Source organism: Methylobacterium nodulans ORS 2060, assembly GCF_000022085.1.
Classification (GTDB): domain Bacteria; phylum Pseudomonadota; class Alphaproteobacteria; order Rhizobiales; family Beijerinckiaceae; genus Methylobacterium; species Methylobacterium nodulans.
In genome coordinates, this window is record NC_011894.1 from 4692180 (window position 1) to 4713128 (window position 20949).

Sequence of the window (20949 nt, forward strand, 5' to 3'; positions counted from 1 at the left end):
CTTGCTTGCGCGAGCCGCCGATTCCCCCGAAAACCCTGGTGGCACCCCCATGCTGGTCCTTGTGCTCGGCCTCGTGCTGTTCCTCGGCACCCACGCCTTCACCATGCTGCGCGGCCCCCGCGCCCGGCTGATCGAGCGGATCGGGGAAGCGCCCTACAAGATCGGCTATTCGCTCCTCTCCCTCGCCGGGCTGATCGTGATCGGCATCGGCTTCGGCCAGTACCGGCAGCACGGCTATGTCGAGCTGTGGTCGCCGCCGGTCTGGACGCGGCACCTCGCCCTGGTCTTGGTGCTCGTCGCCTTCGTCGCCGTCGTGGCCGCCTACCTGCCCGGGCGGATCCGCAGCACGCTCAAGCACCCGATGCTCGCCGGGGTGAAGATCTGGGCTGTGGCGCATCTCCTCGCCAATGGCGATCTCGGCTCGATCCTGCTCTTCGGCAGCATTCTCGCCTGGGCGGTGGCGGCGCGCATCAGCGCCAAACGGCGCGACGAGGTGAAGGCCCATGCGGGTCCGGCGGCAGCCCCGGCGGGCTGGCGCAACGATGCGCTTGCGGTCGGCATCGGGGCGGTGGCGTGGTTCGTCTTCGCCCGGGTGCTGCATCCGTGGCTGATCGGCGTCGCCGTCTGGCCGGGGCAGGCCTGAGCGGCGCCGTTCCGGCGCACTCACCGCTCCGGCGCGCTCGCCTTCCCGGCGCGTCTGTGCTACGCGGGCCGCCCTGTCGCGGGCGCGCGCGGCACGGTTCCGGCGAGCGAGTCCGAGATGAAAGAAGACGAGTTCATCCGCGAGGTCAACGAGGAATACCGACGGGACCGGGCGGCCGAGATCTGGAAGCGCTACAGCGGCGTCTTCATCGGGATCGCGGTGCTCGTCGTGCTGGGCATCGGCGGCTGGCGGTTCTGGCAGCACGAGCAGCAGGTTCAGGCCGAGGCGGCGAGCCGGCGCTTCGACGAGGCCGTGCGCACCGCCAAGGACAAGGGCGCGGATGCCGCCAAGACCTTCGAGGCGGTGGCTGCGGATGCGCCCGGAGGCTACCGGGTTCTCGCCCGGCTCCGCGCCGCGGCCGAGGCCGGCAAGGTCGAACCGGCCGCAGGCGCCAAGGCTTATGCGGCCATCGCGGACGACAATGCGGTCGGGCAGGGCCTGCGGGACGTGGCGCGGCTGCGCGGCGCGCTGCTGCGGCTCGACGCGGACGACCCGGAGGCGCTCAACACCCTGCAGGGGCTCGCCACGCCGACGAACGCCTTCCGGCACACGGCCCGCGAGATGCTCGGGCTGTCGGCCTTGAGGAAGGGCGATTTCGACGGGGCCGGCCGCTGGTTCGACCAGATCGCTGCCGACCGCGAGACCCCCCAGGGGCTGCGCCAGCGCCTGGAGGTCTACATCGCCCTGGTGGCGGGCGGAAAGGTGCAGGTCAGCGACGCGACGCCCGCGCCCCAGGCGGCTCCACCCCCGCCGCAGGTGACGCGGTAGGTTCGTCCGCCGGCAGAACGAGGATGACCGGAACCCCTCTCCCGCACGGGAGAGGGGTTCCCACGTTATAGAGAGTCGGTTCCGGTGCGTTCCGGCGCCGGTCACGACCTTTTCGATCAGGAACCTTCCCCATGCCGATGCCCACCGTCGCGATCGTCGGGCGTCCCAACGTCGGCAAATCGACGCTGTTCAACCGGCTCGTCGGCCGCAAGCTCGCCCTCGTGGATGACCGCCCCGGTGTCACCCGTGATCGGCGCGAGGGCGAGGCGCGGCTCGGGCACCTGCTCTTCACCATCATCGACACGGCGGGGCTGGAGGAGGCGGATTCCGAATCGCTCGCCGGCCGCATGCGCGCCCAGACCGAGGCGGCGATCGCCGAGGCGGATGCCGTGCTGTTCGTGATCGACGCCCGCGCCGGCCTGCTCCCGGCCGACCAGCCCTTCGCGGAGCTGGTTCGCCGCGCCGACAAGCCGGTGATCCTGCTCGCCAACAAGGCCGAGGGCGGGGCCGGCCTCGCGGGGGCCTACGAGGCGTTCGGCCTCGGCCTCGGCGATCCGGTGCCGGTTTCGGCCGAGCATGGCGAGGGCATGGGCCAATTGCTCGACGCGCTGGCGGAGGTGCTGCCGGAGCCGGACGAGGCGGAGGACGAGGCCGGCGGGGACAGGCCGCTCAAGGTGGCGATCGTCGGGCGCCCGAATGCCGGCAAGTCCACCCTCATCAACCGGATGCTGGGCGAGAACCGTCTCCTCGTCGGGCCGGAAGCCGGCATTACTCGCGATTCGATCTCCCTCGACTGGGAATGGCGCGGGCGGCGGATCAAGCTTCACGACACCGCCGGGATGCGCCGGCGCGCCCGCGTGGACGACAAGCTCGAGAAGCTCGCCGTCTCGGACGGTCTGCGGGCGGTGCGCTTCGCCGAGGTGGTGGTGGTGCTCCTCGATGCGACGATCCCGTTCGAGAAGCAGGACCTCACCATCGTCGACCTCGTCGAGCAGGAGGGCCGTGCGCTGGTGATCGGCCTCAACAAGTGGGATCTCGTCGCCGATCAGCCGGGCTTGCTGAAGGAGCTGAAGGAGAAGGCCGCACGGCTGCTGCCGCAGGTGCGCGGCGCCGCCGTGGTGCCGCTCTCCGGGCTCGCGGGGAACGGCATCGATCGCCTGATGCAGGCCGTGGTGGCGGCCTTCGAGGTCTGGAACCGCCGGGTGCCGACGGCGCGCATCAACCAGTGGCTGTCCGAGGCGGTTCAGGCGAATCCGCCGCCCGCGATCTCGGGCCGGCGCATCAAGATCCGCTACGCCACGCAGGTGAAGGCGCGCCCGCCGCACTTCGCGCTGTTCGGCAACCAGCTCAACGTGCTGCCGAAATCCTACACGCGCTACCTCGTGAACGGCCTGCGCGACACCTTCGACCTGCCGGGCGTGCCGATCCGGCTGTCCTTGCGCACCTCGAAGAACCCCTTCGACAAGGGGGAGTGAGGGCCGGTTCGACGGGGCCCCGTCCCGGCCCTGCAGCTCAGGTCAGGGTGATCGTCCCCAGTCGGACACGGTCCGAGGTTCAGCGCGGCTTCGCATCCGCGGGCAGGTGCTTGGTGTAGGCCTCCCGCTGCTCCTTCTCGCGCAGCAGCGCCTCGTAGGCTGCCTTCTGCTCCGCCGAGACCGTGAGTCTGCGCCCGCGCTCCGGCTTGCGGCGCGGCTTGCGCTTGAACTGGTCCGTCGTCTCGCTCATCGAATCGGATCCCCGCCAGGATCTCACCCTCGCAGCTTGCCCCCCACCAGCCAAGCGGGATCGAACCAGCGGTCGGCCTCGCCGTCATAGGGCAGGCGGGTGATGTCCCATTGCTGGATGTAGGGCGCGTAGACGTTCCAGACCGCGACGCCGCCGCCCACGAAGATGCGTCGGCCCGGATAGCGGGCGAGCACCGCCTGCGGATCCTCGTGCGAGCGGATGACCGCGATGGTGCGATCCTTGTAAGCGAAATCCGGCACCGCCTCGATCGTCTTCGGTCCGGCGATGAGGACGTGGCCCTGCGTCTCGGCGAAGAAGCGCGTCACGTCCTCGATGTAGAGTGGGTCGGTATTGCCCTCCCAGGGCAGGCGTCCGTTGAGGCCGAGCTGGCCCCGCTGCCCGATGGCACACATCGCCCTGACGTCGATCATTGCGAACCCTCGTCTCCGGGCGCCTCATAGCGGCTCGCTCGCTCCGGAGCCAACCCCGACGATGCTCGGAATGGTCAGGCCGGCTTCTGCGGCGTCAGCACCCAGTCGGTGGGGAAGTCGTAGATCAGCCCGCTTTCCGTCCAGGCGGGATTCGCCAGCCGCACGATATGGGGCGCGAGATCCTCGGGCGTGCGCAGCGTCTCCGGATCCTCGCCCGGCATCGCCGCCCGGCGCATCGCCGTGCGCAAGGGGCCGGGATTGACGAGCATCGCCCGGATCGGGGTCGTGGCCGTCTCGGCCGCATAGGTGCGCACCAGGGCTTCCAGCGCCGCCTTCGAGACCGCGTAGGGACCCCAATAGGCCTTGCAGCTCCACGCGGCGCCCGAGGTGATGAAGATCGCCCGGCCGGCCTCCGAGCGCCGCAGCAGCGGGTCGAGGGAGCGGATCAGCCGCCAGTTCGCCGTGAGATTCACGTCCATCACGCTCGCCCACAGCTTCGGCTCGACATGCCCCAGGGGCATCAGCCGGCCGAGCACGCCCGCATTGCCGACCAGGATGTCGAGCCGGCCCCAGCGCTCGTGGATCGCCGCGCCGAGCCGGTCGATGGCGTCGTAGTCGGTCAGGTCGAGCGGCACGAGGGTCGCCGAACCGCCGGTCTGGCGGATCGCATCGTCGAGCTCCTCCAGGGCGCCCTGCGTGCGCGCGACCGCGATGACATGGGCGCCCGCCTCGGCGAGCGCCAGCGCCGCCGCGCGGCCGATACCGCGGGAGGCGCCGGTGACGACGGCAATGCGATCGGCGAGGGGCTTGGATGTCTGCGGGTTCGGCGTGTCGGACATCGGCGCTCAGTCGGCTTCGGCCAGGATCGCCATGCGCTTGGGCGAGGCGACCGCGAGATCGGTCAGCGGGGTCGGGTAGTCGCCCGTGAAGCAATGATCGGTGTATTGCGGGCAGTGGGGATCCCGCTGCTCCTCGCCCATGGCCCGGTAGAGGCCACCGATCGACAGGAAGGCGAGGGAATCGGCGCCGATGTAGCGGCGCATGCCTTCGAGATCGTGCGTGGCGGCGAGCAGCTTCTCCTTCTCGGGCGTATCGATGCCGTAGAAATCCGGATGCGTGATCGGCGGCGAGGCGATGCGGAAATGAACCTCGGTGGCGCCCGCCTCGCGCATCATCCGCACGATCTTCACCGAGGTGGTGCCGCGCACGAGGCTGTCGTCCACCAGCACGATGCGCTTGCCGGCGATCGCCGCGCGGTTCGCAGAGTGCTTCATCCGCACGCCGAGCTCGCGCACGGATTGCGTCGGCTGGATGAAGGTGCGCCCGACATAGTGGTTGCGGATGATGCCCATCTCGAAGGGCAGGCCGGTCTCCTGCGCGTAGCCGAGGGCGGCGGGCACGCCGGAATCCGGCACCGGGACGACGATGTCGGCATCGGCCGGCGCTTCCTTGGCGAGCTCGACGCCGATGCTCTTGCGCACCGCGTAGACGTTCTTGCCGTTCACGACCGAGTCCGGCCGGGCGAAGTAGATGTATTCGAAGATGCAGGGCCGCATCGGCGCCTCGGGCGCGAAGCGGATCGAGCGGATGCCGCCGTCGTCGATGACCACCATCTCGCCGTTGTCGATGTCGCGCACGAAGCGCGCCCCGATGATGTCGAGGGCACAGGTCTCGGAGGCGAGGATGTAGCGGCCGTCGAGCTCGCCGAGGACGAGCGGGCGGATGCCGAGCGGGTCGCGGGCGCCGATCAGCTTCTTGTTCGTCATCATCACGAGGGCGTAGGCGCCCTCGATCTGGCGCAGCGCGTCCATGACCCGGTCGACGATGCGCACGTGGCGGCTGCGGGCCACGAGGTGGAGGATCGCCTCCGTGTCGGAGGTCGACTGGCAGATCGCGCCGTCGCGCACGAGCTGGCGGCGCAGCAACAGGCCGTTCGTCAGGTTGCCGTTATGGGCGACCGCGAGGCCGCCCGTCTCGAGTTCCGCGAAGAGCGGCTGCACGTTGCGCAGGATGGTCTCGCCTGTCGTCGAATAGCGCACGTGGCCCATGGCCGAGAGGCCCTTCAGGCGCTCGATCGTGGCGAGATCCGAGAAGGAATCCCCGACGAGGCCCATCCGCCGCTCGGAATGGAACACCCGCCCGTCGAAGGAGACGATGCCGGCTGCCTCCTGCCCGCGGTGCTGAAGCGCGTGGAGGCCGAGCGCCACGATCGCGGCGGCGTCCGGATGCCCGTGAATGCCGAAGACGCCGCACTCCTCGCGGAGCGTGTCGCCGTCGAGGTCGAGACCGCCGGAATAATCCGCGCTGCCCGCGGACGCGACCCGGCCCGAACCCGCTCGTGCTGCCATGATGTAAAGACCCTCGCGGCCGGTCCTGCCACGGCCCTGGCTATCCGACCCTGCGCGATGGCGCGAGGCCGATCGATCGTTCGTCCACGACGTCGTGACCGGGCCGGTCAGACCGGCCCGGTCTCGCCACCGTCATGTAGGCGAGGAGTGGGGCGGAGCCAAGGCGACGAGCGGCTACCGGCGCGCAGGGGTGGCATCCGTCCGGCGCTGCGGAGGCGTATCGCCCTCGGCCGGAACGTCGGTGCCGGGATCGACCTCGGGCTTGGGCTTGCGGAACTGCTTGAGCAGCTCGTCCGGGTTGCCCGGCAGCATCGCCACCAGCTTCTGGCCGGTATTGTCGAGGATGTCCCTGGCTCGCGCCTGCTGCGCCCAGTCCGGAACCTTGCCCTGGACCAGCCAGGCGAGGAAGACCCAGCCGATCACGCAGATCAGGAAGCCGCGTGCCGCCCCGAAGGCGAGGCCGAGGCTGCGGTCGATCGCCCCGATGCGCGAGTCGAGGATGAGGTCCGAGATCTTCACGGTGATGATCGACACCACCAGCAGCGTAGCGAGGAAGATCGCTGCGATCGAGACGACCCGGGCCACGGTCTCGCTGGAGATGTGCTGCATCACCATGGGCTGCAGCATCGGGTGGAGCTTCCAGGCTACGGCGGCTGCGACGACCCAGGCGATGATGGCCAGAACCTCGCGCGTGAAGCCACGCACCGCGGCGAGCAGGGCCGAGATGACCACCACGCCGAGGACGACGAGATCGAGAACGGAGAACGGCATCTCAGGAACGCACCGGGAGCGGAAGGCGTTGACGTGAGGGTGCGGCTGCCCCGCGCCGCATATGACCTATACCCTCCCGGGGCCGATCCGTCACCCGGGCGGTCCTGTGCGGCTTGGTCCCGCCGCTCATCCGACATCCGGTCGATGGCTTCGCCATGCGGATGTCGGCTCCGCTCAATCGCCGCGCGGGCTTGGTGATCCGGTTTCCGGACGGATCGTCCGGAAACCGGATCACTCCTGCTCGTCATAGGCGGGCATCCGCGCCCGCTTCTGGCTGCGTGCGACGGCCTTGCCGGCGGCGACGCCGGCCACGAGGTCGGTGATGTGGCGCAGCGATTCGGCCGGGAGGCCGCGCTCGCCGCCATCGCCGCGGCCCTGCGGCATCAGCGCCCGGGCGAAGCCGAGCTTCTGCGCCTCCTTCAGCCGCGCGGTCGCCTGCGCCACCGGGCGGATCGCCCCCGAGAGGCCGATCTCGCCGAAATAGACCGCGTCCGAGGGCAGCGGTGTCCCGGAGAGAGACGAGACGAGGGCGGCGGCCACCGCGAGGTCGGCGGCCGGCTCGGTGATGCGCAGCCCCCCCGCCACGTTGAGATAGACATCGTGCGTGCCGAGGCGGATGCCCGCATGGGCTTCGAGCACCGCCAGAACCATGGAGAGCCGGTTCGGGTCCCAGCCCACCACGGCGCGCCGCGGCATGCCGAGCGCCGAGGGGGCGACCAGGGCCTGGATCTCGACCAGGAGCGGGCGGGTGCCCTCCATGCCGGCAAAGACCGCGGTGCCGGGCGCCGCGAGGTCGCGGCCCGCCAGGAACAGGGCGGAGGGATTGGGCACCTCGGCAAGGCCGCCATCCATCATCTCGAACACGCCGATCTCGTCGGTCGGGCCGAAGCGGTTCTTCACCGCGCGCAGGATGCGGAAATGGTGGCCCTGGTCGCCCTCGAAGGAGACGACCGCGTCGACCATGTGCTCGACGACGCGCGGGCCCGCGATCTGGCCGTCCTTGGTCACGTGGCCGACCAGGATCACGGCCGTGCCGCTGGTCTTGGCGAAGCGGATCAGGCTCTGGGCCGAGCCACGCACCTGCGTCACGGTGCCGGGCGCCGATTCGACCGTTTCGGTCCACATGGTCTGGATCGAGTCGATGATGGCCAGTGCCGGCGGGCGTCCCTGCGTCAGCGTGGCGACGATGTCCTCGACATTGGTCTCGGCCGCGAGTTCGACGGGAGCGGCGGCGAGGCCGAGCCGCTCGGCCCGCATCCGTACCTGCCCGACCGCCTCCTCGCCCGAGATGTAGGCGACGCGCTCGCTCCGCCGCGCCAGCGCCGCGGAGGCCTGCATCAGCAGGGTCGACTTGCCGATCCCCGGGTCGCCCCCGAGCAGGATGACCGAGCCGCGCACGAAGCCCCCGCCCGTCACGCGGTCGAGCTCCGCTATCCCCGAGGGGGTGCGCGGCGCATCCTTCACTTCCCCGGACAGGCCTTCGAGGGGGAAGATCCGGCCCTTCGCCCGGCTCGGCCGCGTGGCCACCGGCCCGGCCGCCGGGCTCGCCCCGCCGGTTTCCTCGACGATCGTGTTCCAGCCGTTGCAGGCCTCGCAGCGCCCGCGCCAGCGGTTGTAGACCGCCCCGCAGGACTGGCAAACGAAGGTCTGGTGGGATCTGGCCATGGGTCTTTCGCGCTAGAGTCTGTCCAGGAGAAGCGGACACCGGCCCCCCGGCGCCGGTTCTCCGTCCGGACATACGACCAATCAAAGACTGAGCCTCCGTCGGGCGCTTCCAGATGCGTCTGACAGAGTCTCAACCCGCCGGATGAGCCGCGGAGACCCGCTCGACCGTCCGGAAGAGGGGTTCCGCGTCCTATGCGGAGAGGGATGATCCCTCGATATAGTGACGATCGTAGCGGGATCCGAGGTTGGTCAGGATCTCGTAGCCGATCGTTCCGGCCCGCTGCCCGACCTCGTCGAGCGTGAGGCCGTCGCCGATCAGCACCACCGGCGCGCCCCGCCGCACCGCCTCGGGCGGCGCCTGCGTCACGTCGAGGATGACGAGGTCCATCGAGATCGTGCCGACGAAGGGGCAGCGCACGCCCCCCACCAGCGCCTCGGCGCGGCCGGACCCCGCCCGCGGATAGCCATCCGCATAGCCGAGGGAGAGGGTCGCGAGAAGCCGCGGGCCGGGCGCGGTCCAGCGGGCGTTGTAGCCGGCCGTCTCGCCCGCCGCGACCTCGCGCAGCTGCAGGATCGCGGCTTCGAGGCGCACCACCGGGCGCATCGGGTTCTCCCGCTCCGGCGTCGGGTTGCCGCCGTAGAGCGCGTAGCCCGGCCTCACGATCTCGTGCCGCGCGGCCTTGCCGAGAAAGATCCCTGCCGAATTGGCGAGCGAGGCGGGCAGGGCCGGGTAGGCCATGCGCACCCGCGCGAATTCGGCGATCTGGCGGGCCGTGATCGCATCGCCCGGCACCTCGGCGCTGACGAGATGGCTCATCAGCAGCGTCGGCTGGAACGCGCCGAGCACAGCGTCGCCCGCGAGATCGATCGCCTCGGCGGGGTTGAGCCCGAGCCGATTCATGCCGGTATCGACATGCAGCGCGGCCGGGAGCCGCTCGCCGAGGGACCGGCAGGCCTGCGCCCATTCGGCGATCTCGCTGCGGGAGCCGAGGACGGGCCGGAATCCCATCGCCCGATAGGCCGGCGCGCTGCCCGGCGGAAAGCCGTTGAGCACGTAGATGGTCGCGTCGGAGAGGACGGCGCGGGTGCGCTCGGCCTCCGACAGATGGGCGACGAAGAAGGTCCGGCAGCCCGCGTCCCACAGGGCGGGGGCGACCTGCGCAATGCCGCAACCATAGGCGTCCGCCTTGATCACCGCCGCGCATTCGGCCCCGGCGGCTTCCGCCGCGAGGCGGCGCCAGTTCGCCGCAAGGGCGCCGAGGTCGATCGTCAGACGGGCGCCGTGAGAGGAGGTCGCAGTCATCGCCCCAAATCCGGATGGAAGATTGTCGGTGGCCGTTTCGTCTCGCGGCGCGTCGCCCGGCTTATAGCCGGATCGGCGAGGCTGCGCTGCCTGCCACCGAAACCCGCGGGCCCGCCGGCCGCCCATCATCTGCGGGACGGACGGGATCGACGCCCCTCACATCTGATCCGGCAGCCGGTCCCCATGCGCGAGATTCGAGAAGCGGGTGATCTCGGCGTCGAACTGCAGCTCGACGGTGCCGGTCGGCCCGTGGCGCTGCTTGCCGATGATGACCTCGGCCTTGCCGTAGACCCGGTTCATCTCCGCTTCCCAGGCGAAGAACTCCTCCGTGCCTTCCCGCGGCTTCTTGTTCTTGACGTAGTATTCCTCGCGGAAGACGAACAGCACCACGTCGGCGTCCTGCTCGATCGAGCCGGATTCGCGCAGGTCCGAGAGCTGCGGCCGCTTGTCGTCGCGGGCCTCCACCTGGCGCGAGAGCTGCGACAGGGCGATGATCGGCACTTCCAGCTCCTTGGCGAGCGCCTTCATGCCGGTGGTGATCTCGGTCATCTCCTGCACGCGGTTGTCGCCCTTGCGGGCAGCGCCTGACAGGAGCTGGAGGTAGTCGACCACCAGGAGGTCGAGGCCGCGCTGGCGCTTCAGACGCCGTGCCCGCGCGGCGAGCTGCGCGATCGAGATGCCGCCGGTCTGGTCGATGTAGAACGGGATCGTCTGCATGTCCCGGGCGGCGTCGGTGATCTTGTAGAAATCCTCCGGGCGGATGTCGCCGCGGCGGATCTTGTAGGAGGCCACGCCGGACTGCTCGGCGATGATGCGGGTGGCCAGCTGCTCGGCCGACATTTCAAGGGAGAAGAAGCCGACGATGCCACCGTTCACGGTCTTCAGCGTCCCGTCCGGCTGCTTCTCGCCCGCATAGGCCTTGGCGATGTTGAAGGCGATGTTGGTGGCGAGCGAGGTCTTGCCCATGCCGGGCCGGCCCGCCAGGATGATGAGGTCGGAGGGCTGCAGGCCGCCCATCTTGGCGTCGAGGTCGGAGAGGCCCGTGGCGATGCCCGAGAGCCGGCCCTCGCGCTGGTAGGCCTTGGCCGCCATATCGACTGCGGCGGTGAGCGCCTCCGAGAATCTCTGGAAGCCGCCGTCGTACTTGCCGGTCTCGGCGAGTTCGTACAGGCGCCTTTCCGTCGCCTCGATCTGGTCGCGGGGCGAGGTCTCGACGGGGGCCTCGTAGGCGCCGTTCACCAGATCCTCGCCGATCGTGATCAGGCGCCGCCGCAGGGCGAGGTCGTAGATCGTGCGCCCGTAATGCTCGGCGTTGATGACCGTCGTGGCCTCGGCCGCGAGCCGCGCGAGATACTGGCTCACCGTGAGCCCGCCGAGATCGGCGTCGCCCAGATAGGTCTTCAGCGTGATCGGGCTCGCGAGCTTGCCCGCCTTGATCAGGCTGACCGCCACCTCGAAGATGCGCCGGTGCACCTCCTCCATGAAATGCTCGGGGAGAAGGAAGTCCGAGACGCGGTAATAGGCATCGTTGTTGACCAGGATCGCGCCGAGAAGGGCCTGCTCGGCGTCGATGTTGTGGGGCGCCACGCGGTATTCCTGCGTCACGGCCTCCAGGTTCGCCGTCAGGGTGCTGGGAATGGCCATCCGGCGAAACTCCGTGTCGTTGCGCCGCGAATCGGCGCGCGGCCTCTCGGCGATCCGGCGACGATGGCACCGGCAGGGTTGACCGAAGCTTGACGGTCCCGGGCGGCACGGCGCCCCGCCCGTCACGGCCCGGCGAATGCGAACGGGGTCCGGTGCTCGCGCATCGGACCCCGCTATGCTGGAACGAAAGTGGAACATGTCAAGCCCGGAGGCTGGCTTGTCCCCGCTCTCCCGGCTTTCCCGTTCGGGCGCCTGCCCTCGGCACCGCTCGATGCGGCCAGGCAGCTGCCGGGCGACTCGGTCCCCGACCGAATCGCCCGGGCGACGGACTCAGCGCTCCTCGCCCTCCGGGCCGGCCTCGGCCAGGGCCGCGCCGACCTCCAGGCCGAGCTCCTCCAGGTCGAGCTCATCGCGCACGACGGTCGACTCGCCGCGGGCCTGGCGCTCTGCCTCTTCGGGGCTGCGGGCGACGTTGACCGTCACCGTCACCTCGACCTCGGGGTGCAGCACCACCGGGACGGTGTGGAGGCCGAGCGTCTTGATCGGCTGGTTGAGGCTGAACTGGTCGCGCCCGACCGTGAAGCCGTTCTGCGTCAGCACCTCGGCGAGGTCGCGGGTCGAGACCGAGCCGTAGAGCACGCCCGTCTCGCCGGACTGGCGGATGAGCACGAAGCTCTGGCCGTCGAGCTTCTCGGCCACGGCCTGCGCCTCGTTGCGGCGCTCCAGGTTGCGGGCCTCGAGCTGGATGCGCTGGTCCTCGAATCGCTTCTTGTTCGCCTCCGTGGCGCGCAGGGCCTTGCCGCGGGCGAGCAGGTAGTTGCGTGCGAAGCCCGGGCGGACCTTCACGGTCTCGCCCATCTGGCCGAGCTTGGCCACGCGTTCGAGCAGGATCACTTCCATCGTCGTCACTCCTTCTGAGGATGGGAGAAAGGATGCGCGCCCTTCGGGGCGCGGAGTCAGGGCGTCGGCACCTCCGCCGGGCGGCGCAGGGAAAAGAGCGTGTCGGCGAGCCCGAACAGCGTCAGGGCCGCGAGTGCAAGCCCCTGGGTGAGGAGGACCAGCAGGTAGAGGCCGATCAGGAGCGGGGCGCGTCCGGGCCGGCCGCGGCTGCGGTCGTGGATGGCGGCGAGCCCCTGCAGCGCGAAGGCGGCGCAGAGCGCGCCGACGAGGCCGATCCCGAAGGTGCCGGCAAAGCCCGGTGCGAATGTCAGCGCGACGGCGGCCGCGAGCCCCCAGAGGATGCGCCGCGGCATCATGGTGCCTGGGATGTCCGGCCAGGGCCGGGGCAGGCGGCCGGACAGGTGCACGATGCGGCCGGCCGCCCAGAGATAGAAGACGAGGAGCAGCGTGAAGGTCACGCCCATCACCGCCGGTGCGATGCGGGCGAGGCGGTCGGCGACCCGGGCGAGATCGGCCTCGGGCAGAGGCGGCGCGCCGCCCGGCTGCACGGTCTGCATCTCGATCTGCATTACCGCATGGGCGATGCGGCGGATGCGCTCCTCGTAGGCCGCGTGGTCGCCGGAGGACAGCATCACCACGAGGATGATCGCCACGGCCGCCGTCGCCGCGGTCCAGGCGAGGAGCCGGCCGAGGGGATACCATTCGAGGGTGCTCGGCGGGCCGCCGGCCGCCGGCCGCCCGAGCAGGGCGAGGTAGCCCAGCCACCAGGCGGGGAGCGCGGTCGAGACCAGGAAGGCGAGGCCGCGCAGCGGCGAGGCGGCGAGCATCAGCGCGACCGTTCCGGTCGCGGCGGCGACGAGGCCCGCCCGATGGCTCCAGCCGAGCGCCACGATGACGATCGGCAGCGGCGCCAGCAGGTAGAGGAGGAGCGCAAGCGGCGTCGCGGTGACGATCACTCCGATGAGGAGCGCCGAGGCGAGGCCGGCGACGACGCCGATGCCGAGGGAAGAAGCCATCAATCCATCCGCTGTCCCGCTGCCGTTGCGGCAGGGTTAGGGGCGTCTCATACCCCAACGACCCCGGCGGCCTCGTGACCGCCGGGTTCAGGAACAGGATCCGGCCTAGCGGATCACGTAGGGCAGGAAGCCGAGGAAGCGGGCGCGCTTGATCGCCTGGGCGAGCTCGCGCTGCTTCTTGGCCGACACCGCCGTGATGCGGGAGGGAACGATCTTGCCGCGCTCCGACACGTAGCGGGAGAGCAGCTTCACGTCCTTGTAGTCGATCTTCGGGGCGTTCGGGCCCGAGAACGGGCAGGTCTTGCGCCGACGGAAGAACGGACGGCGGCCACCGCCACCAGCACCGAAGGCCATGATCAGTTCTCCTCGTTCCGGTCGCCGCTGAAGCCGTCCTCGTCCCGGCGCCGGCCGCGCTCGCGGTCCTTGCGCTCGTCGCGGTCACGCTTCTGCATCATGGCGGAGGGCTCGGTCTCCAGCGCCTCGACCCGGATGGTGAGGAAGCGCAGGATGTCCTCCGAGATCCGCATCTGCCGCTCCATCTCGGCGAGCGCCGCCGGCGGCGCGTCGATGTTGAGGAGCGTGAAATGGGCCTTGCGGTTCTTCTTGATGCGGTAGGCGAGGGACTTCACGCCCCACATCTCGGTCTTCTCGACCTTGCCGCCGTTCGCCTCGATGACGCCCTTGTAGGTGTCGATCATCGATTCGACCTGCTGCGAGGTCACGTCCTGGCGCGCCAGGAACACGTGCTCGTACAGAGCCATGGTGGGCCTTTCGTCGGAGTGGAGCCGTCGCGCCGGACTTAAAGTCTGGCGGTCGGGCCGGTTCTCGGTCGCGTCGCACGGCGCCAAGCCCTTCGAGCCTGCAAGCAAGGCCCGAGCGGTTGTTCGAAGGCGGAGACACGGGACGCCGGGGCCTTGCGGCCCCACATGCCGGCAGGCGGCACCGTCCGTTCAGCCCCCGGCCGGAGCGAACGCGAGGCGCGCCCTATAGCAGGTTTTCGGCGAAGGGCAAGGGTGACTCACGCCTCGGGTTCCGGCCGCGGCGAGTCGAGGTCCAGCCGCACCAGCATCACCTCCGGATCCGACGGATCGGTGCGCACGTCGAAATCGAGCTTGCGGCACATGGCGAGCATCGTGGTGTTCTCGCGCAGCACCTGGCCCTCCACATGGCGGATGCCCTCGGCCCGCGCCCAGTCGAGCATCAGGCCCATCAGCGCCCAGCCGAGCCCGACGCCCTTGAGGTCGGAGCGGATCATGATCGCGTATTCGCCCGACTCGTGGTTGGCATCCGCATGGAGGCGGACCGCGCCCATCATCGCGCCGGTCTCGTCGTCGATGGCGACGAAGGCGATGGCGCGGGCGTAGTCGAGCTGGGTGAGCCGGGCCAGGAAGGCATGGCTGAAATCGCGGACCGGCGCGAAGAAGCGCAGCCTGAGGTCGGCCTCGCTCACGTGCCTGAAGAACTCTTCGAAGATCCCCTCGTCCTCCGGCCGGACCGGACGGATGAAGACGCTGAAGGCATCGAGGGCGATCCGGCGCTCCCATTCGGTCGGGTAGGGCCGGACGGCGAGGCGGGCATGGCGCGGGGCGGCCCCGGGCGGCGCGACCGCCACGCGGGCATCCACCGCGATCACGCCGGTCTCGTCGGCGAGAAGCGGGTTGATGTCGAGTTCGCGCACCTCCGGCAGGTCGGCGGCGAGCTGGGCGATCTTGACGAGGACGAGGGCGATGGCGCGCTCGTCCGCCGCCGCGACGTCGCGGTAGGCCTTCAGCCGGCGCGAGACGCGGGTGCGCCCGATCAGCTCGGCGGCGAGCCGCAGGTCGAGGGGCGGCAGGGCGAGCGCCCGGTCGTCGATCACCTCGACCGCCGTGCCGCCCCGGCCGAACACCACCACGGGGCCGAAGACCGGATCGTCGGTGAGCCCCGCGATCAGCTCGCGGGCCTTGCGGCGGCGCAGCATCGGCTGCACCACGAAGCCGGTCACGGACGCGTCGGGCCGGTCCCGGGCGGCCCGCGCCAGGATCTCGGCTGCGGCCTCGCGCACGGCGGCCTCGCTGGTGAGGTCGAGATGGACCCCGCCGATATCCGACTTGTGCACGATGTCGGGCGAGACCACCTTGAGCGCCACCGTCCCGCCGGCCGCGATCACGGGCCATGCGGCCGTCGCGGCCGCATCGGCATCGGCGGCGAAATGGACCGGCAGCATCGGGATCGCGTAGGCGGCGAAGAGCCCGGCCACCTCGCGGGGATCGAGCCAGGTGCGCCCCTCCCGGACCGCGGCCTCGACGATCGCCCGCGCCGCCGGCACGTCCGGCGAGAAATCCTTCGGCAGCGAATCGGGCGTCTTCATCAGGTTGTCCTGCGCCTCGCGGTAGCGCACGAGGTGCATGAAGCCTTCGACGGCCTCCGTATCGGTGGCGAAGTGGGGAATGCCCGCAATCCCGAGCGTGTTGGTGGAAGCGGCGGTGTCCCCGACCGAGACGGCGAAGACGGGCTTCGCCCGGAAGCTCGCGCGGCGGCCGCGCCGCACCGCTTCCGCCACGGCGCCCGTCACCGCCTGGCCGTCGGAGAGCGCGGTCGGCACGTTGATGACGAGCACGGCGTCGTTCTCCCGGTCGGCGAGGAGCGCGTCGAGGGCGGCGGCGTAGCGTGCGCCGTCCGCATCGGCCCCGAGATCGAGGGGATTGGTCCAGGCGGCCGGCGCGAGTCCGGTCGAGGGCAGGGCGGCATCGAGCCGCTCCCGCGTCTCGTCCGAGGGGCAGGCGAGCATGCCGCCGAGATCCGCGAGACGGTCCACCGCCAGGGCGCCGACGCCCCGCCCGTTCGCCACGATGGCGAGGCGCTTGCCGGGAAAGGGCCGCTGCCGCCCCAGGGTCTCCACCGCCGAGAACATCTCCTGCAGGGCGGTGACGCGCAGCAGACCGGCGCGCCGGAAGGCGGCATCGTAGACCGCATCCGGCTTGGCCAGGGTGCCGCTGTGGGTGACGGGGCGCCCATCCGCGCGGCAGGTCTCGTGCCGGCCCGAGCGCAGGACCACCACGGGCTTGGCACGGGCGGCCGCGCGGGCCGCCGACATGAATTTCGGTGCGTCCTTCACCGCCTCCAGGTGAAGCAGGATGGCGCGCGTGCCGCGGTCGGCGGCGAAATGGTCGAGGCAATCCGCGATGTCGACATCGAGGGCGAGCCCGAGCGAGACCACGCCGGAGAAGCCGTAGCCGCGCCCGACCGCCCATTCGGCGATGCCGGCTGCCACGGTGCGCGACTTGGCGATCAGCGCGAGATCGCCCTTCGGGGGCATGTGCGCGAGCAGGCTGGCATTGAGCCGCGCGGCCGGGATCGCGAGCCCTATGCATTCGGGCCCCAGCAGGCGCAGGCCGTGCGCCCGCGCGGCCCGGCGGGCCGCCTCGGCGGCCGAGCCCTCGCCCGCGCCGAGGCCCGCCGTGACGATCACCGCGGCGCCGCATCCGCGGGCGCCGGCCGCCGCGACCACCCCCGGCACCGTCTCGGCGGGCGAGACCACGACGACGAGGTCGGCGGGCTCCGGCAGCTCCGTCACCGAGGGAAGACATGGCAGGTCCCCGATCTGCGCGTGGTGCGGATTCACCGGCCAGATGGCGCCAGGAAAACCCGCCTCGCGCAGGTTGCGCAGGATGGCGGCGCCGAAGGTGCCCGGCCTTGCGCTCGCGCCCACGAGCGCGACGGAGCGGGGGGAGAGGATCCGGTCGAAGCGGTAGGTGCTCATCGGGGCGGCTCCTCGAAGAGGCGATCGTGCTGCCGGGGGGCAGCGGGGCACGAGATCCGGCCGTCCAGATCTGGATGGCGTTGCGAAGATTGTGCTGCACTGCAGCATTCTCAAGCCGGGCCGAGGGCACCTGGTTAAGGCCGGCATGCGCCGATTTCGTTGAAAAACTCGCGGGCGATCTGGATCGAGCACCGATCGGCTGAGCGAGCCGATCCAACATGAGGGGGATCCCGGCCGATCAGGCCGGGCTCAGCTGCTGTAGCGGGATCAGCTGGGCGAGCTTCCTGAGGTTCTGGGCCGCTGCGGCGAGGTGGAACTCGTCCCGGGCCCCGTTCGGACCCCGCAGCCGCAGCCGATCCAGCTTCAGGATTCGCTTGAGGTGGGCGAACAACATCTCGACCTTCTTGCGCTCGCGCCGCGAGGTGCGGCCCTCCTCCGAGGCGCAGATGTCGCGCGCCATCTGCCGGGCGCCTTCGTGGATCGAGCGCGGGATCTTGCGGGCGGGTGTGGTGGGGCAGCATCGTGGCTTCAGCGCGCAGGCGTCGCAGTCGCGCTTGCTGGCCCGGTAGCGCATCATGCCATCGTCGTCGACGAGCGGGAACGGCGTCCGATAGACCTTCTGGCGTGGCCGCAATGGGTGGCCGGCCGGGCAGGTGTAGGCATCGGCTGCAGGGTCGTAGGTGAAGGCTGACCGGCTGAAGGTGCCATCGCGGCGCTCGGACTTGTCGAAGACGGGGATGTGCGGCTCGATCCCGCGCTCGTGCACGAGCCAAGCGAGCTGCTCGGCCGACCCGTAGGCACTGTCGGCCGCAAGCCGGGCCGGCCACAGCCCGAAGCGGTCCTGCGCGCGCGCGATCATGGTGCGGGCTGCCCCGACCTCCGCCTGCCGGATGGCGCGGCTGGCCTCGACATCGACGATCACGGCGTGGTCGAGGTCGATCAGGTAGTTGGTGGCGTAGGCGAAGAAGGCATGGCCCTTCAGCGCGCCCGTCCACTGCGCCGCCGGGTCGGAGCGGGAGACGAACTTCGGCTGGACCTCGCTCGCTGCTCCCCAGGCGGCTTCGTCGAGGGTGTCGAGGTACTCGCGCACCGACCGGCGGATCCGGGCGAGATCGTTCCAGTCGACGGCCTCGGAGGCGTCTGCGGAGCGCTGCTTGTTGGCATCGGCCCGGATCAGGCTGGCATCGACCGCGAAGCCCTCGCCACCGACCAGCCCCTCCTCGATGCAGCGCTGCACGGTGGTCTCGAACACCTCGCGCAGCAGGTCGCTGTCACGGAAACGACCGTGTCGGTTCTTGGAGAAGGTCGAGTGGTCGGGCACCGCGCCATCCAACCCGAGCCGGCAGAACCAGCGGTAGGCGAGGTTGAGATGCACCTCCTCGCACAGACGGCGCTCGGAGCGGATGCCGAAGCAGTAGCCGACGAGCAGCATGCGAACCATCAGCTCGGGATCGACCGAAGGCCGACCCGTGGTGCTGTAGAAGGGACGCAGGTGCGCGCGTAGGCCCGACAGGTCGACGAAGCGGTCGATGGCGCGCAGGAGATGGTCGGCGGGTACGTGGGTATCGAGCGAGAACTCGTAAAACAGGGCGCCCTGCTCGACTTGCCGAGGTCCCATCATCTGCTTCGATCTCCGTCTTTCGACAGGAGTGAATCACCCCGCGACTACCGCCGCAACAGCGGAGTTTTTCAACAGAATCCGCCCTGAGCGGACGAAGCGGTGGCGGGCCACCGCTTCGTCCGCTCAGGCTTTTGCTGTGTCGCAGGTTTTTGACGGAAAACCGCAAGGCACTGTTCCGAAACCTGCTTAGCCTGGACTCGGCCGCGCCGCGAGCACGCGGATCCTGATCTCCTTCGATCCCTTCGGGACGCCGCACCGCCTCCGATTCGGCGGGACGGAGATCGAGCGGGTGGCGACCGCACAAGACGGTCCCGCAGCCCCCTGCGGCGACGCTGCGGCCCCGCAACTCTCTTGTGTTGCCGGGCGATCTGCGCCACCTGTCCGCCGCGCCCGTCCCGGACGGGCCCGACACGAGGCGCAAGGATCGTCCGATGCAGACCTTCTCCCTTCTCTGGCGCACGGCTGCCCTCGCGCTCGGCCTTGCCCTTCCGGCTGCCGCGCAGACCAACCAGGCCCCCTCTCCGGCCCCCGACACCGTGGTGGCCCGCGTGAACGGCGCCCCGGTGACGGCCGGTGATCTCGCGGTGGCGGCCGACGATCCGGCCCTGTCCCTGCCGGGCGTGAGCGACGAGCAGAAGAAGGGCCTCCTCGTCGACTACATGGTGGACCTCAAGCTCGGCGCCCAGGCGGCCGAGAAGGCCAAGGTCGGGGAGAGCCCGGACTTCAGCCGCAAGCTCGCCTATTTCCGCGACAAGCTGCTCCTCGACGAGTATCTGGAACGCGAGGCCAAGAAGGCGGTGACGCCCGAGGCGGCCCGCAGCCTCTACGACGAGACGGTCAAGACCCTGAAGCCCGAGGAGGAGGTGCATGCGCGCCACATCCTCGTGGAGAGCGAGGCCGAGGCCAAGAAGATCGCCGGGCGCATCAAGGGCGGCGAGGACTTCGCGAAGGTCGCCGCCGAGACGTCGAAGGATCCCGGCTCCAAGGCCGAGGGCGGGGATCTCGGCTGGTTCACCAAGGAGCGCATGGTCCCGGCCTTCGCCGAGGCCGCCTTCAAGCTCGATGCCGGCAAGGTATCGGACCCGGTGAAGACCCAGTTCGGCTGGCACGTCATCAAGGTGGAGGAGAAGCGCACCAAGCCGGTGCCGTCCTTCGACGAGATGAAGGAGCAGATCGACACCTATCTGACCCGCAAGACGCAGCAGGACATCATCACCAAGCTGCGCGAACAGGCCAAGATCGAGAAGACGGACGCGGCGCCGAAGGCTGAAGAGCCGAAGAAGCCATAGCGGCCGCGGCTGGGGCTAGGCCGGTCCTCAATCGAGGTGGAAGCCGCCCCGCTCCTCATGCTGAGGTGCTGGCGATCGCAGATCGCACAGGCGATCGAAGATCGCACCGGAGCGAGCCTCTGGCCGGCATCAGCCGGCGCGCACCCCGGACCGATCCTCCCATCCCGCCAGAGCCTCGGACCAGCGCTCAGGCGTGCTTCGAGTCTGCGCGATCTTCGATCGCCAGTGCGATCTGCGATCGCCAGCACCTCAGCATGAGGGCCGGGGTTGGCTGCCCCAGGGCGGGAGCGCTCATTCAGCCGGTTTCGTCGATCAGGGTCGGCCCGGCCGGTGGCGAACTCACGAAGGCGCGAAAGGTGCCTCGCAAAAGGCGGGGACCGCCCGTCCGGCCAAGCCGGAGGGACCCTCACCAGTGGTGCAGCACCACCGCGTCGGCGAGGCAGGCGGGGCGCTCCTGGCCGTCGATCTCCACCGTCACGCCGTAGGTGACGCGCAGGCCCCGCGGCGGCACCGGGTTCGCCGCGGCCACGCGCACGCGGCCGCGCAGGCGCGAGCCGACCAGGACCGGCGCCGGGAAGCGCACCCGGTCGAGCCCGTAATTCAGGCTGAGCCGCAGCCCCTCCAGCCGGCGCACCCCGGCGATGAAGAGCGGCACCAGCGACAGCGTCAGATAGCCGTGCGCCACCGTGGCGCCGTAGGGCGAATCGCGCGCCGCCCGCTCCGGATCGACGTGGATCCACTGATGATCCCCCGTCGCCTCCGCGAAGCGGTCGATCATCGGCTGATCGACCGTGATCCAATCGCCGACGCCGATCTCCTCGCCGAGCGCCGCCGTCAGGGCCTCGGGCCCGTCGAAGCTTCTCATGCCTGCCTCCCGGTTCGAGCCTACGGGGTCGCGACGCCGAAGGCGATGGGCTGCGCGAGGGGATGATACTCCCTGATAGTGTTCTACTTACCCACCTGGCCCCGGATACGAGGACCGGAGCCGCAGGTTCGTCAGGGTCCGGCGCCGCCGGGCCTCTT

Annotated in this window: 19 protein-coding genes; 4 read left to right on the top strand and 15 right to left on the bottom strand. The window is 70.4% G+C overall.

Annotated elements, in window-relative coordinates:
* The first annotated feature begins 49 nt into the window (after window positions 1-49).
* From MNOD_RS21785 to der, 3 genes are all read left to right on the top strand, one after another.
* A complete protein-coding gene (locus MNOD_RS21785) occupies window positions 50-643 on the top strand; it encodes an NnrU family protein (RefSeq protein ID WP_015931126.1) in 594 nt (197 codons plus the stop codon).
* Between the two features lie 117 nt (window positions 644-760).
* Window positions 761-1471: a tetratricopeptide repeat protein gene (locus MNOD_RS21790; protein WP_015931127.1), complete on the top strand. Its 711-nt coding sequence runs from the start codon at window positions 761-763 to the stop codon at window positions 1469-1471.
* A gap of 131 nt (window positions 1472-1602) precedes the next feature.
* A complete protein-coding gene (gene der / locus MNOD_RS21795; protein ID WP_015931128.1) occupies window positions 1603-2946 on the top strand; it encodes a ribosome biogenesis GTPase Der in 1344 nt (447 codons plus the stop codon).
* A gap of 79 nt (window positions 2947-3025) precedes the next feature.
* Here der and MNOD_RS48200 read toward each other — a convergent pair whose 3' ends face one another.
* The 14 genes from MNOD_RS48200 to MNOD_RS21860 all read right to left on the bottom strand — a co-directional run bounded on the left by MNOD_RS48200 (window position 3026) and on the right by MNOD_RS21860 (window position 18637).
* A complete protein-coding gene (locus tag MNOD_RS48200; RefSeq protein ID WP_015931129.1) occupies window positions 3026-3196 on the bottom strand; it encodes a hypothetical protein in 171 nt (56 codons plus the stop codon).
* Window positions 3197-3219: 23 nt separating this feature from the next.
* Window positions 3220-3627 (bottom strand): dihydrofolate reductase, encoded by a 408-nt coding sequence (locus tag MNOD_RS21800; protein ID WP_015931130.1) that lies wholly within the window; start codon window positions 3625-3627, stop codon window positions 3220-3222.
* A gap of 74 nt (window positions 3628-3701) precedes the next feature.
* Window positions 3702-4466 carry an SDR family NAD(P)-dependent oxidoreductase gene (locus tag MNOD_RS21805; RefSeq protein ID WP_015931131.1) on the bottom strand — a complete coding sequence of 255 codons (765 nt, stop codon included), beginning with the start codon at window positions 4464-4466 and terminating at the stop codon, window positions 3702-3704.
* Between the two features lie 6 nt (window positions 4467-4472).
* Entirely contained in the window at window positions 4473-5975 is a 1503-nt protein-coding gene (gene purF, locus MNOD_RS21810) for an amidophosphoribosyltransferase (RefSeq protein ID WP_015931132.1), read from the bottom strand.
* Between the two features lie 174 nt (window positions 5976-6149).
* Entirely contained in the window at window positions 6150-6746 is a 597-nt protein-coding gene (locus tag MNOD_RS21815) for a CvpA family protein (RefSeq protein ID WP_015931133.1), read from the bottom strand.
* A 231-nt stretch (window positions 6747-6977) separates the two neighbouring features.
* The gene (radA, locus tag MNOD_RS21820; protein ID WP_015931134.1) at window positions 6978-8411 is read right to left on the bottom strand and encodes a DNA repair protein RadA; all 1434 of its coding nucleotides are present in this window, start codon (window positions 8409-8411) and stop codon (window positions 6978-6980) included.
* A gap of 190 nt (window positions 8412-8601) precedes the next feature.
* Window positions 8602-9714, bottom strand: coding sequence for an alanine racemase (alr, locus tag MNOD_RS21825; RefSeq protein ID WP_015931135.1), 1113 nt, complete (start codon window positions 9712-9714; stop codon window positions 8602-8604).
* A 156-nt stretch (window positions 9715-9870) separates the two neighbouring features.
* The gene (locus MNOD_RS21830) at window positions 9871-11358 is read right to left on the bottom strand and encodes a replicative DNA helicase (protein WP_015931136.1); all 1488 of its coding nucleotides are present in this window, start codon (window positions 11356-11358) and stop codon (window positions 9871-9873) included.
* A 330-nt stretch (window positions 11359-11688) separates the two neighbouring features.
* Window positions 11689-12258 carry a 50S ribosomal protein L9 gene (gene rplI, locus MNOD_RS21835; protein ID WP_015931137.1) on the bottom strand — a complete coding sequence of 190 codons (570 nt, stop codon included), beginning with the start codon at window positions 12256-12258 and terminating at the stop codon, window positions 11689-11691.
* Window positions 12259-12314: 56 nt separating this feature from the next.
* Window positions 12315-13274: a DUF2232 domain-containing protein gene (locus MNOD_RS21840; protein ID WP_015931138.1), complete on the bottom strand. Its 960-nt coding sequence runs from the start codon at window positions 13272-13274 to the stop codon at window positions 12315-12317.
* A gap of 105 nt (window positions 13275-13379) precedes the next feature.
* On the bottom strand, window positions 13380-13628 hold the full coding sequence (rpsR, locus tag MNOD_RS21845; protein WP_015931139.1) for a 30S ribosomal protein S18: 249 nt from the start codon (window positions 13626-13628) through the stop codon (window positions 13380-13382).
* A gap of 2 nt (window positions 13629-13630) precedes the next feature.
* Complete coding sequence (rpsF, locus tag MNOD_RS21850) at window positions 13631-14035, bottom strand: 30S ribosomal protein S6 (RefSeq protein ID WP_015931140.1); 405 nt, start codon at window positions 14033-14035, stop codon at window positions 13631-13633.
* Window positions 14036-14292: 257 nt separating this feature from the next.
* Window positions 14293-17016: a bifunctional acetate--CoA ligase family protein/GNAT family N-acetyltransferase gene (locus tag MNOD_RS21855; RefSeq protein WP_015931141.1), complete on the bottom strand. Its 2724-nt coding sequence runs from the start codon at window positions 17014-17016 to the stop codon at window positions 14293-14295.
* 238 nt (window positions 17017-17254) lie between these two features.
* Window positions 17255-18637 (bottom strand): IS1182-like element ISMno9 family transposase, encoded by a 1383-nt coding sequence (locus MNOD_RS21860; protein ID WP_012631264.1) that lies wholly within the window; start codon window positions 18635-18637, stop codon window positions 17255-17257.
* Between the two features lie 431 nt (window positions 18638-19068).
* On the opposite strand from MNOD_RS21860, the gene MNOD_RS21865 reads away from it, so the two are divergent.
* Window positions 19069-19926, top strand: a complete 858-nt coding sequence (locus tag MNOD_RS21865; protein WP_015931142.1) for a peptidylprolyl isomerase — start codon at window positions 19069-19071, stop codon at window positions 19924-19926.
* A 406-nt stretch (window positions 19927-20332) separates the two neighbouring features.
* Here the strand turns inward: MNOD_RS21865 and MNOD_RS21870 are convergent, their stop codons facing one another.
* Window positions 20333-20791 carry a MaoC family dehydratase gene (locus MNOD_RS21870; RefSeq protein ID WP_015931143.1) on the bottom strand — a complete coding sequence of 153 codons (459 nt, stop codon included), beginning with the start codon at window positions 20789-20791 and terminating at the stop codon, window positions 20333-20335.
* Between the last annotated feature and the right edge of the window lie 158 nt (window positions 20792-20949).

Bases quoted from the DNA above. Each gene is read 5' to 3' on its own strand.
- MNOD_RS21840 (WP_015931138.1), bottom strand. From the start codon at position 13,274: ATGGCTTCTTCCCTCGGCATCGGCGTCGTCGCCGGCCTCGCCTCGGCG.
- rpsF (WP_015931140.1), bottom strand. From the start codon at position 14,035: ATGGCTCTGTACGAGCACGTGTTCCTGGCGCGCCAGGACGTGACCTCG.
- MNOD_RS21865 (WP_015931142.1), top strand. From the start codon at position 19,069: ATGCAGACCTTCTCCCTTCTCTGGCGCACGGCTGCCCTCGCGCTCGGC.
- MNOD_RS21805 (WP_015931131.1), bottom strand. From the start codon at position 4,466: ATGTCCGACACGCCGAACCCGCAGACATCCAAGCCCCTCGCCGATCGC.
- radA (WP_015931134.1), bottom strand. From the start codon at position 8,411: ATGGCCAGATCCCACCAGACCTTCGTTTGCCAGTCCTGCGGGGCGGTC.
- MNOD_RS21860 (WP_012631264.1), bottom strand. From the start codon at position 18,637: ATGATGGGACCTCGGCAAGTCGAGCAGGGCGCCCTGTTTTACGAGTTC.
- rpsR (WP_015931139.1), bottom strand. From the start codon at position 13,628: ATGGCCTTCGGTGCTGGTGGCGGTGGCCGCCGTCCGTTCTTCCGTCGG.
- MNOD_RS48200 (WP_015931129.1), bottom strand. From the start codon at position 3,196: ATGAGCGAGACGACGGACCAGTTCAAGCGCAAGCCGCGCCGCAAGCCG.
- der (WP_015931128.1), top strand. From the start codon at position 1,603: ATGCCGATGCCCACCGTCGCGATCGTCGGGCGTCCCAACGTCGGCAAA.
- MNOD_RS21830 (WP_015931136.1), bottom strand. From the start codon at position 11,358: ATGGCCATTCCCAGCACCCTGACGGCGAACCTGGAGGCCGTGACGCAG.
- alr (WP_015931135.1), bottom strand. From the start codon at position 9,714: ATGACTGCGACCTCCTCTCACGGCGCCCGTCTGACGATCGACCTCGGC.
- rplI (WP_015931137.1), bottom strand. From the start codon at position 12,258: ATGGAAGTGATCCTGCTCGAACGCGTGGCCAAGCTCGGCCAGATGGGC.
- MNOD_RS21855 (WP_015931141.1), bottom strand. From the start codon at position 17,016: ATGAGCACCTACCGCTTCGACCGGATCCTCTCCCCCCGCTCCGTCGCG.
- MNOD_RS21790 (WP_015931127.1), top strand. From the start codon at position 761: ATGAAAGAAGACGAGTTCATCCGCGAGGTCAACGAGGAATACCGACGG.
- MNOD_RS21870 (WP_015931143.1), bottom strand. From the start codon at position 20,791: ATGAGAAGCTTCGACGGGCCCGAGGCCCTGACGGCGGCGCTCGGCGAG.
- purF (WP_015931132.1), bottom strand. From the start codon at position 5,975: ATGGCAGCACGAGCGGGTTCGGGCCGGGTCGCGTCCGCGGGCAGCGCG.
- MNOD_RS21785 (WP_015931126.1), top strand. From the start codon at position 50: ATGCTGGTCCTTGTGCTCGGCCTCGTGCTGTTCCTCGGCACCCACGCC.
- MNOD_RS21800 (WP_015931130.1), bottom strand. From the start codon at position 3,627: ATGATCGACGTCAGGGCGATGTGTGCCATCGGGCAGCGGGGCCAGCTC.
- MNOD_RS21815 (WP_015931133.1), bottom strand. From the start codon at position 6,746: ATGCCGTTCTCCGTTCTCGATCTCGTCGTCCTCGGCGTGGTGGTCATC.